Annotated in this window: 10 protein-coding genes; 3 read left to right on the top strand and 7 right to left on the bottom strand. The window is 73.5% G+C overall.

Annotation, left to right across the window (positions count from 1 at the left end; translation table 11 throughout):
- Nucleotides 1–128: 128 nt before the first annotated feature.
- Nucleotides 129–1310 (bottom strand): SGNH/GDSL hydrolase family protein, encoded by a 1182-nt coding sequence (locus tag ACFVGS_RS37120; protein WP_384423239.1) that lies wholly within the window; start codon nucleotides 1308–1310, stop codon nucleotides 129–131.
- A 114-nt stretch (nucleotides 1311–1424) separates the two neighbouring features.
- Here ACFVGS_RS37120 and ACFVGS_RS37115 point away from each other — a divergent pair, with 114 nt between their 5' ends.
- Nucleotides 1425–2819, top strand: a complete 1395-nt coding sequence (locus ACFVGS_RS37115) for a cystathionine beta-synthase (RefSeq protein WP_384423241.1) — start codon at nucleotides 1425–1427, stop codon at nucleotides 2817–2819.
- A gap of 359 nt (nucleotides 2820–3178) precedes the next feature.
- The gene (locus tag ACFVGS_RS37110; RefSeq protein ID WP_384423243.1) at nucleotides 3179–4012 is read left to right on the top strand and encodes a MurR/RpiR family transcriptional regulator; all 834 of its coding nucleotides are present in this window, start codon (nucleotides 3179–3181) and stop codon (nucleotides 4010–4012) included.
- A gap of 63 nt (nucleotides 4013–4075) precedes the next feature.
- Here ACFVGS_RS37110 and ACFVGS_RS37105 read toward each other — a convergent pair whose 3' ends face one another.
- The 6 genes from ACFVGS_RS37105 to ACFVGS_RS37080 form a co-directional block, all read right to left on the bottom strand.
- Nucleotides 4076–4447 carry a hypothetical protein gene (locus tag ACFVGS_RS37105; RefSeq protein ID WP_384423245.1) on the bottom strand — a complete coding sequence of 124 codons (372 nt, stop codon included), beginning with the start codon at nucleotides 4445–4447 and terminating at the stop codon, nucleotides 4076–4078.
- A 29-nt stretch (nucleotides 4448–4476) separates the two neighbouring features.
- Nucleotides 4477–4911: a roadblock/LC7 domain-containing protein gene (locus ACFVGS_RS37100; RefSeq protein ID WP_128983634.1), complete on the bottom strand. Its 435-nt coding sequence runs from the start codon at nucleotides 4909–4911 to the stop codon at nucleotides 4477–4479.
- On the bottom strand, nucleotides 4911–5696 hold the full coding sequence (locus ACFVGS_RS37095; protein ID WP_385696862.1) for a transcriptional regulator: 786 nt from the start codon (nucleotides 5694–5696) through the stop codon (nucleotides 4911–4913). The genes ACFVGS_RS37100 and ACFVGS_RS37095 overlap by 1 nt, the downstream gene beginning before the upstream one ends.
- On the bottom strand, nucleotides 5693–6088 hold the full coding sequence (locus ACFVGS_RS37090) for a hypothetical protein (RefSeq protein ID WP_384423249.1): 396 nt from the start codon (nucleotides 6086–6088) through the stop codon (nucleotides 5693–5695). Before ACFVGS_RS37090 ends, ACFVGS_RS37095 begins: the two co-directional genes overlap by 4 nt.
- Nucleotides 6089–6224: 136 nt before the next feature.
- Nucleotides 6225–6704 carry an SRPBCC family protein gene (locus tag ACFVGS_RS37085; protein ID WP_385696859.1) on the bottom strand — a complete coding sequence of 160 codons (480 nt, stop codon included), beginning with the start codon at nucleotides 6702–6704 and terminating at the stop codon, nucleotides 6225–6227.
- A complete protein-coding gene (locus tag ACFVGS_RS37080) occupies nucleotides 6701–8071 on the bottom strand; it encodes a diaminopimelate decarboxylase (protein ID WP_385696856.1) in 1371 nt (456 codons plus the stop codon). The genes ACFVGS_RS37085 and ACFVGS_RS37080 overlap by 4 nt, the downstream gene beginning before the upstream one ends.
- Before the next feature lie 112 nt (nucleotides 8072–8183).
- Between ACFVGS_RS37080 and hutU the strand changes: the two genes are divergently transcribed.
- Entirely contained in the window at nucleotides 8184–9848 is a 1665-nt protein-coding gene (hutU, locus tag ACFVGS_RS37075; RefSeq protein WP_385435728.1) for a urocanate hydratase, read from the top strand.
- Nucleotides 9849–10005 lie beyond the last annotated feature (157 nt).

The following is a 10005-nucleotide window of genomic DNA, read 5'->3' as shown; positions in this document are numbered from 1 at the left end:
GAGGGGTCCGGGGCCGGAGCGGGGGTGGGGGTGTCCGGACGTTTAGGCCTCCTCCACGAGCGAAGCGAAGGGGAGGTGGCAGTCCGGACACCCCTGCCCCCGCGGAGGTCCCGGACCCCGTACCGACCTCACGGCTCCCGCGACAGCGGCACGTCGTCGGACGCCTCGCCCGCCAGCGCACCAGCGTCCGGCACCGGCAGCCGCCGACGCCGCCGGTGCTTCAGCAGCGCCCACGGCGCCCGCGCCCCCGTGACCTCCGTACCGGCCTCCTTCGCCGCCTCGGCCGCCGCCTTCGCCACCGGCAGCATGTTCTCGCGCCGCGCCACGTCGATCCGGTCGGCCTCCGGCCACAGCCCGAGCGCCGCGCACACGGTCGGCAGGACCGCCATCGCGGCCGTCGCGTAGCCCTCCGCCGAGGGGTGGAAGTTGTCCACCCCGAACATCTCGCGCGGGTTCGCCGCGAACTCCGGCCCGAGCAGGTCGCCCAGCGACACCGTCCGGCCGCCCTGCTCGATCACCACGATCGTCTGCGCCGCCGCGAGCTGCCGCGAGGCCCGCCGGGCGAGCCAGCGCAGCGGCTGGTAGACGGGCTCGATCGTGCCGAGATCCGGGCAGGTGCCGACCACCACCTCCGCGCCGGCCGTCCGCAGCCGCCGCACCGCCGCCGCGAGGCAGCGCACCGACTGGGTGGCCGGCATCCGGTGGGTGACGTCGTTGGCGCCGATCATGATCACGCACACGTCCGGCGGTCCGGTCGGCGCGGCGAGCAGCAGCGAGACCTGCCGTTCCAGGTCGTCGGAGCGCGCGCCGGACAGCGCCACGTTGCGCAGGTCCACCGGCCGCTCGGCCACCGCCGCGAGCCCGGAGGCGATCAGCGCGCCCGGCGTCTGCCCGGCGCGCCGCACGCCCTGGCCGGCCGCCGTGGAATCACCCAGAAGGGCCAGCCGGAGCGGCGGCTCGGAGCCCTGTCGGCCGGAGCCGTGCCGGCCGGAGCCGTGCGGCTCGGCGCCGTCCACGCCGCCGGCGCCGCCATAGCCGTGCCGCCCGGCACCCCCGGCACCCCCGGCTCCCCCGGGCCCGCCGGCTCCCCCGGCACCCCCGGGCCCGCCGGCTCCGCCGGAGCCGTAGGACTGCCCGTAGCGCCCGTCCGCGCCCGGCGGCAGCGGTGCCACGCCGCCCCCCACCGACTTCTTGGCCAGGGCGACCTCCGCCAGGAGCACCCCGACGGCGGCCACGCCGAGCAGTCCGATGCTCCCGCCGCCGTACGCCGCTCCCGCCGCGATCCGCCGCGCCACCCGCGCTCTGGACATCGGGCCGCCACCTCCTTCGAGCCGTCTCGGTTACTCACTGCCCCGTAACCGGCTCCGACTACGCATCCCACGGAATACGCTGGCAGGACCATTACGGAGACCCCGGAGACTACGGTGCAATTCCACGACTCGATGATCAGCCTCGTCGGCAACACCCCGCTGGTGAAGCTCAACAGTGTGACGGCCGGCATTCAGGCGACCGTCCTGGCCAAGGTCGAGTACTTCAACCCCGGCGGCTCGGTCAAGGACCGCATCGCCCTGCGCATGATCGAGGCTGCCGAGGAGAGCGGCGCGCTCAAGCCCGGCGGCACCATCGTCGAGCCCACGTCCGGCAACACCGGCGTCGGCCTGGCGATCGTGGCCCAGCAGAAGGGCTACAAGTGCATTTTCGTGTGCCCCGACAAGGTGTCCACGGACAAGATCAACGTCCTGCGGGCCTACGGTGCCGAGGTCGTCGTCTGCCCGACGGCCGTCGACCCGGAGCACCCGGACTCGTACTACAACGTGTCGGACCGCCTCGTCCGTGAGACGCCGGGCGCCTGGAAGCCCGACCAGTACTCCAACCCGAACAACCCGCGCTCGCACTACGAGACCACCGGTCCGGAGCTGTGGGAGCAGACGGAGGGGAAGATCACCCACTTCGTCGCGGGCGTCGGCACCGGCGGCACCATCTCCGGCACCGGCAACTACCTGAAGGACGCCTCCGGCGGCAAGGTGCAGGTCATCGGCGCGGACCCGGAGGGCTCGGTCTACTCCGGCGGCTCCGGCCGTCCGTACCTGGTCGAGGGCGTCGGCGAGGACTTCTGGCCCACCGCCTACGACCGCAACGTCGCCGACCGCATCGTCGCGGTCTCCGACAAGGACTCCTTCCAGATGACCCGCCGCCTCGCCAAGGAGGAAGGCCTGCTCGTCGGCGGCTCCTGCGGCATGGCGGTCGTCGCCGCCCTCGAGGTCGCCCGGGAGCTCGGCCCCGACGACGTCGTGGTGGTCCTGCTGCCGGACTCCGGCCGCGGCTACCTCTCCAAGATCTTCAACGACGAGTGGATGGCCGACTACGGCTTCCTGGAGGACACCACCTCCGCGACCGTCGCCGACGTGCTCCGCCACAAGTCGGGCGGCATGCCCTCGCTCGTCCACATGCACCCGGACGAGACCGTCGGTCAGGCCATCGAGGTGCTGCGCGAGTACGGCGTCTCCCAGATGCCGATCGTGAAGCCGGGCGCCGGCCACCCCGACGTGATGGCCGCCGAGGTCATCGGCTCGGTCGTCGAGCGCGAGCTGCTGAGCGCGCTGTTCACCCAGAAGGCGTCCCTGGAGGACCCGCTGGAGGACCACATGTCCTCCCCGCTGCCGCAGGTCGGCTCGGGCGAGCCGGTCGCGGACCTGATGGCCGTGCTCGGCGACGCGGACGCGGCGATCGTGCTCGTGGAGGGCAAGCCCACCGACGTGGTCAGCCGTCAGGACCTGCTGGCCTTCCTGGCCGCGAGCGGCGGCCCGAAGCAGCACTGACGGCCGGTCAACCCCGCCGGCGCCGCGGTGGGTACGCGTTCGCGCAATCGGTACGAGCGCGACACGTACCCGCAGCACCCGCTTAACAAGGCACCGGCACAGTAGTCCTCGTCGGCGTCACGGACCTCCGGAGCGGCTCCCGGAACTCCTCGCACGCCGCGGACGCGGACCGGCCCTGACCCGGGCCCGTGTCCCTCGCGGGGACCGCCGTCGTCCCGCCCCCCGGAAACGGGGGTGCGGCGGTCCCCGCGCAACCTCCTCTTCCTCCGCGTCCCCGGCCGTCCCTTGCCTGTCTGCATATGTTCATGCAGAGTTCCAGGTGGATGAATAGGCGGACGGGTGGAAGGGGGACGGCAGGCATGAGCGACAGCCCGGCCGGACGGCTGCAGGCGCTCTTCGAAGGGCATCGGCTCACGCCGACCCAGCGGCGGATCGCGCACTGCATGGTGCGCCGCGCCGCCGACGTGCCGTTCCTGTCCAGCGTCGAGCTGGCCGAGCTCGCCGGAGTGAGCCAGCCGTCCGTCACCCGCTTCGCCGTGGCCCTGGGCTTCGACGGCTACCCGGCACTCCGCAGGCACCTGAGGGAAAGCGTGCCCGCGGTCGCCGAGGAGCACGCCGCGTACAACGAGTACCAGCAGGCGGTGCTCGGCGAGATCGAGAACCTGAGGCACCTCGCCGAGCTGCTCGCCGACCCCGCGCCCGTCGAGCAGGCGGGACGGCTGCTCGCCGCCTCGCGCCCGCTGCCCGTGCTGGGGCTGCGGGCGGCCTCCTCGCAGGCCCGGGGCTTCGCGTACTTCGCGGGCAAGGTCCACCCCGACGTCCGGCTGCTCGACGAGGGCGGCTCGATGCTCGACGACCGCCTCGACGCGGCCGTACGGGCCGGGGCCTCGGCGCTGCTGTGCTTCGCGCTGCCCCGGCACCCGCGCGAGGTCGTCGACGCCCTCGCGTACGCCCGCTCGGCGGGCCTCACGGTGGTGACCGTCGCCGAGTCCGCGTTCGCCCCCGTCGCCGCCCACAGCGACCTGCTCATCCCGGCCGCCGTCGGCACCGGCCTCGCCTTCGACACCGCCTGCGCGCCGATGCTGCTCGGCCGGGTGCTCCTGGAGGCGATGGCGGACGAACTGCCGGACGCCCAGGCGCGCCTGGAGGAGTTCGACGTGAAGGCGGCGGCGCGGGGCCTGTTCGTCGACTAGGCCGTTTCTTTCGGATCAGGGCCGGATACGTCGCGGACCCGGCCAAGATCCGGAAGAGACGGCCTAGATCTCGAGTTCCGCCTCGATCTTCTTGAGCTGGTGGCGGGCCATCGCCAGGTTGGCGCGGTTCTTGTCGAGGGCCAGGTAGAGGAAGAGGCCGGCCGAGCCCCGGGTCTTGAGCAGGCGGATCAGGTGGTACTGGCTGCCCAGGGTGATCAGGATGTCCTCGATCTCCTCGTTGAGGCCCAGCATCTCCATCGTGCGGACCTTGGCGCGGACCACGTCCGTGTTGCCGGCCGCCGCCACGGTCAGGTCGAGTTCCTTGCCACCGCCGATCATGCCGAGGGCCATGCCGCTCGTGTAGTCGACGAGGGCGGCGCCGATCGCGCCTTCGATCTGGGCCGCTTCCTTGAGGGAGGTCTCGGTGTTCGCCATGCTGTTTCCTTCGTGAGAGGGGAATTCGGTCAGTTCGGGTCTCTGCGTTCCAGGGCGCCGTCGACGAGTTCGCCTATCCGTGCGCTGGACCGGCGGGCTTCCAGGTGGAGCCGGCCGACGTTGATGCGGGGTTCGGCGAGCAGGGTCAGGACGGCCGAGCCGCCCGCCGCGTACGTCGCCACGTAGCCGTGTTCGCCGCGGACCAGGAGCTCGCGGAAGCCGCCCTGTCCGGTGGTGTCGGCGAGCCGCTGCCCGACGCCGAGCGCGGCGGCCGTCAGCGCCGCCACGCTCTCCGCCTCGCCGTCCACCGCGTCCTGGGCCAGGACGAGGCCGTCGGCGCTGGCCGTCAGGGCCCCGGTGAGCTGCGGCAGCCGGGCCCGCAGCCGTCTCAGCTCGACGAGCACCTCGGCTTCTGCGGTCATCATTTGTCTCCTCTCGGCGCGCAGGCGCAGGGCACGCCTCATCACAGAGCTGCCTCCAGGGCGTCGCGGAGCCGGCGAAGCAGGGCGATGTCGGGGTCGGGGGTGGCGACCGCCTCGCCCACCCACGCGGGGACGGAGGGCGAGGCCGGCGGCGGTGCCTCGTGCGGGGTCTCGACCAGGCCGGCCGCGGCGAGCCGCCGGACGTCGAGCAGGGTGTGGAACGCGGGCCGGCCGAGCAGCCGGGCGAGGTCCGCCGGCGTGCGGACCCCGTCGGCCGACGCGAGCAGCGCCCGCCCGCGGGCGCCGACCGGCTGGCCGGGGGCGGCGGGCCGGGGCACCACGGGCGCGCGGTCGACGGCGGGGTAGGGCCACACGCTGTCGAGGAGTTCGCGGCGGCGCAGCGTCTCGCGCTCGACGGCCCCGGTGTCGACCGGGCGTACCGTGCCGAACCAGTGCCCCACCCCGTACCGGAAGCGGGTCGGGCCGCTGGCGGGCGCGAGGGCGAAGAAGGCCGCGTCGAAGACGGCGCCGAGGTGGCATATCTCCAGCTCCCCGTCGTGCAGCCGGCCGCTGTCGACCAGGAAGCGGCCGACCGCGCCGCGTGCCCCGGCCCGGTCGACGGCCTCGTCCCAGCCCTCGCGGGGCAGCCGCCCGGCGGCGGTGAGCAGGACGTCGACGCCGGGGGAGTCGGGGCTCTCGGCGTGCACGACGCGGCCGTCGACGAGGTAGAGCGTGCCGTGGTCGCGCAGCAGGGCGCCGGTGGCCTTCTCGGCGGCGAGGCGGGTGAGCATCGGGGAGACGGGCGTGGCCGTGGCGGTGGCGGTCATCCGAGCACCAGCCGCTGGGCGAGGTCGCCGAGCCGGATGCGGGCGAGGGCGAGGTTGCCGGTGCTCCGGTCGAGCCAGAGGTGGAGGAAGACGCTGCTGTCGAAGGCGGTCTCGACGAAGCGGATCACGTGGTAGCCGGCGCGGGTGGTGACGATCAGGTCCTCGACGGGCGGGACGGCGGGGTCCGGTGGGGCGCCGTCGCCGGCCGGGGACTCGAACTCGGCCGCCGCGCGCGCCAGTTCGGCGCTCTCGGCGGCGGTGGTCTCGTGGTCGCCGACCGGGGACTCGCCCGCCGCCCCGAGGGCCAGACCGCTGGTCCAGTCGACCAGCCAGGCCCCGCGTGCCCCTGGCAGGCCCATGGCCTCCAGCAGGCACTCGTCGATTCCGGGCACGCGTGATCCCCTCCCGATGCGGCGTGCGGACGTACGGCAGTAACGGTGACGCTACTCAACGTCGTGGCCGTCGGCGGGAGTTCTGGCATTTTCCAGAGGAATTTGTCAGGACTGCTCAGTCGTCGCTCCGGCCCGTTCAGCCGCTGCTCTCGATCGCCCGCGCGATCTGGTCCAGGTCCTTGCCGAGGGCCTTCGCCACCGCCCGGGCACCCAGGCGGCTGACCAGCCGGGTGAACAGGCCGGGGGCGCGGTCGTGGGCGGGGCGGGCGGTGAAGGTCATGCGGAGGGTGGTCGCGGTGGCGGAGGCCGCGGGCCCCTCGGGGGTGAGGGTGAGCTCGGAGACGTAGTGCATGCCGTGGGAGTCGGCGACCGTGACGTACCGCTCGGTGGGCTCGCAGACGGTGACGGTCATCTCCTCCGTGGCCGACTTGCCCATCATCCGGCGGGTCTCGCGCCAGCGGGTGCCCACCGCGAAGCCGCCCTCGGTGAGCACCTCGACCTTCTCGACGCCGGAGAGCACCCGCGGCATGTTCCGCAGGTCGGTGATCGATTCCCAGACCCGGCCGGGGGAGGCGGCGACCCGGCGTTCGACGACCACCGTCGTGGTTGCTGTCATGGCTCCATGGGAGCACCGGGAACGGACTCCCGCAGCGGCTGCCGCACGAGCGCGTCGGGGCGCTCGCCGCCCGATTCGGCCACGATCTCGTCGAGCGTCTGGGCCCGGCGGACGGTCGTGAAGGCGACGCCGCCCGCGTCCGTCGGGGTGAATCCGTGCACGGCGGGCCGGGGCAGGCTGTTGTACGCGTAGTGGTGGGCGAAGTAGTACGCGCCGGTGTCCGGGACGGCCACGACGTCGCCGGGGCGCAGCAGCGGCAGGGCCTGGCCGGTGCAGAGCAGGTCGCCGGCGAAGCAGGCCGGGCCCGCCACGTCCTGGACGAGGGGCTCGCCGGTGCGGGGACGGCCCTCGGAGTCGTAGGCGAGGATCCGCAGCGGCCAGGACTCGGGGGCGTAGACGGTGCGGGTGGCGACCTGGACGCCGGCGTGGGTGACGGCGATGGGGCGGCCGCCGGAGGTCTTGGTGTATTCGACGCGGGCCAGGACGGTGCCGTGCTTGGCGAGCAGCGAGCGGCCGAACTCGGTGACCAGGGCGTACCGCCCGTCGAACAGGCCGGGCGCGGTCGCGGCGAGCAGCGCCGCGTACTCGGCGTGGGTGGGGGTCTCCTCGTCGGAGGCGAAGTTGACCGGCAGCCCGCCGCCGATGTCGACGGTGTCGATCTGCTGCCGGCCGGCCTTGGTGTTGATCTCCTCGGCGAGCTCGTACGCCTCCCGTACGCCTTGGGCCATCAGGGCGAGCGGGATGCCCTGGGAGCCGGTGTGGGTGTGCAGGCGGGTGAGCCAGGGGCGGTCCAGATACGCCTGGACGACGGCCTCCCGGGCCCCCGCGTCGCGCAGGGCCACGCCGAACTTGGAGGTGGCGGTCGCGGTGGACAGCGCGCCGATGGTCCCGGCGCCGACCTGGGGGTTGACCCGGACGCCGAGCGGCGAGGCGGTGGGCGCGGAGGCGACGAGGGCGTCGATCCTGGCCAGTTCCTGGAGGTTGTCGGCGTTGACCGCGATACCGAGCGCGAGGGCCTGGCGCAGCTCGGCGGGGGTCTTGGCGGGGGAGTCGAGGACGGTGCGGGCGGGCGGCACGCCGGCCGCGCGGGCCAGGGCCAGTTCGCCGGGGCTCGCGACCTCGACGCCGAGGCCCGCCTCGTGCAGCAGGCGGAGCACGGGCACGAGCGGGCAGGCCTTGACGGCGAAGGCGTGCAGCACCGGCGCGTCGGTGACGGCGGCGAAGGCGCTGGTCAGGGCGGCGGCGGAGGCGCGGATGCCGGCGGTGTCGAGGAGGGCGACGACGGGTTCGGCGGCGGACAGGAGGCCTTGCTCGACGGCGGCGCGGACGGCCTGGTCGCGAGCGTGCTCCCGACGGGTCGAAGTCATGCGTTCATCCCACCACCGGGCGGGTCCGCCCCGCAGCTGTTGACTAAGACTATTCAGTCGCTCAGGATGTGAATACCTGAATGAATAGCCGACGAGCCGAGGAGGCATCGCCATGTCAGGACCCCGCCCCGTACGGGCCCCGCGCGGTACGGAACTGAGCGCCCTGGGATGGCAGCAGGAGGCCGCCCTCCGGATGCTGCAGAACAACCTCGACCCCGAGGTCGCCGAGCACCCCGACAAGCTCGTCGTCTACGGCGGCACCGGCAAGGCCGCCCGCGACTGGCGCTCCTTCGACGCCATGGTCCGCACCCTGAAGACCCTCAAGGCGGACGAGACCATGCTCGTCCAGTCCGGCCGCCCGGTCGGCGTCATGCAGACCCACGAGTGGGCCCCGCGCGTCCTCATCGCCAACTCCAACCTCGTCGGCGACTGGGCCAACTGGGAGGAGTTCCGCCGCCTGGAGCAGCTCGGCCTCACCATGTACGGCCAGATGACCGCCGGCTCCTGGATCTACATCGGCACCCAGGGCATCCTCCAGGGCACCTACGAGACCTTCGCCGCCGTCGCCGCGAAGAAGTTCGACGGCACCCTGGCCGGCACCATCACCCTCACCGCCGGCCTCGGCGGCATGGGCGGCGCCCAGCCGCTCGCCGTCACCATGAACGACGGCGTCGCGATCTGCATCGACTGCGACCCGCGCGCCATCGAGCGCCGCATCGAGCACCGCTACCTCGACGTGAAGGCCGACAACCTGGCCCACGCCCTCCAGCTGGCCACCGAGGCCCGCGACGCCCGCAGGCCGCTCTCCATCGGCCTCCTCGGCAACGCCGCCGAGCTGCTCCCGCAGATGCTGGCCGAGGGCGCGCCGATCGACATCGTCACGGACCAGACCTCCGCCCACGACCCGCTGTCCTACCTGCCCGTGGGCGTCGCCTTCGAGGACATGGCCGACGCCGCCGCCAAGGACCCGGCCGGCTTCACCCAGCGGTCGCGCGAGTCCATGGCGAAGCACGTCGAGGCCATGGTCGGCTTCATGGACGCCGGCGCCGAGGTCTTCGACTACGGCAACTCCATCCGCGGCGAGGCCCAGCTGGCCGGCTACGACCGCGCCTTCGCCTTCCCCGGCTTCGTCCCCGCCTACATCCGCCCGCTGTTCTGCGAGGGCAAGGGCCCGTTCCGCTGGGCCGCCCTGTCCGGCGAGGCCTCCGACATCGCCAAGACCGACAAGGCGATCCTCGACCTCTTCCCCGAGAACGAGTCCCTGCACCGCTGGATCAAGATGGCCGGCGAGCGCGTCCACTTCCAGGGCCTGCCCGCCCGCATCTGCTGGCTCGGCCAGGGCGAGCGCGACAAGGCGGGCGCCATGTTCAACGACATGGTCGCCGACGGCACCCTCGCCGCGCCCCTCGCCATCGGCCGCGACCACCTCGACTGCGGCTCCGTGGCCTCCCCGTACCGCGAGACCGAGGCCATGCTCGACGGCTCCGACGCCATCGCCGACTGGCCGCTGCTCAACGCCATGGTCAACGTCGCCTCCGGCGCCTCCTGGGTGTCGATCCACCACGGCGGCGGCGTCGGCATGGGCCGCTCCATCCACGCCGGCCAGGTCTCGGTGGCCGACGGCACCAAGCTCGCCGGCGAGAAGATCCGCCGCGTGCTGACGAACGACCCCGGCATGGGCGTCATCCGCCACGTCGACGCCGGCTACGACATCGCCGAGCGGGTCGCCGACGAGAAGGGCGTCCGCGTCCCGATGCGCGAGGGCGACGACGCGTGAGCACGTCCTTCCACGCCATGTGGACGTCGCTGCGGCCCCTCGGCCGCCGCGGCGCCTCGGGCGGTGACCGGCGGGACGCCGGGCCCGGCGCCGACGGCCCCAGGCGGCGCGGGGTCCGCATTGCGGCGGAGGCCCCCCGCCAGGCCGTCGAGTCCGA

It is taken from the genome of Streptomyces sp. NPDC127114 (assembly GCF_042677525.1).
In the GTDB taxonomy this organism is placed as follows: Bacteria; Actinomycetota; Actinomycetes; order Streptomycetales; family Streptomycetaceae; genus Streptomyces.
The sequence above is the reverse complement of the archived record's forward strand: the minus strand, read 5'-3'. Positions and strand labels throughout refer to the sequence as shown.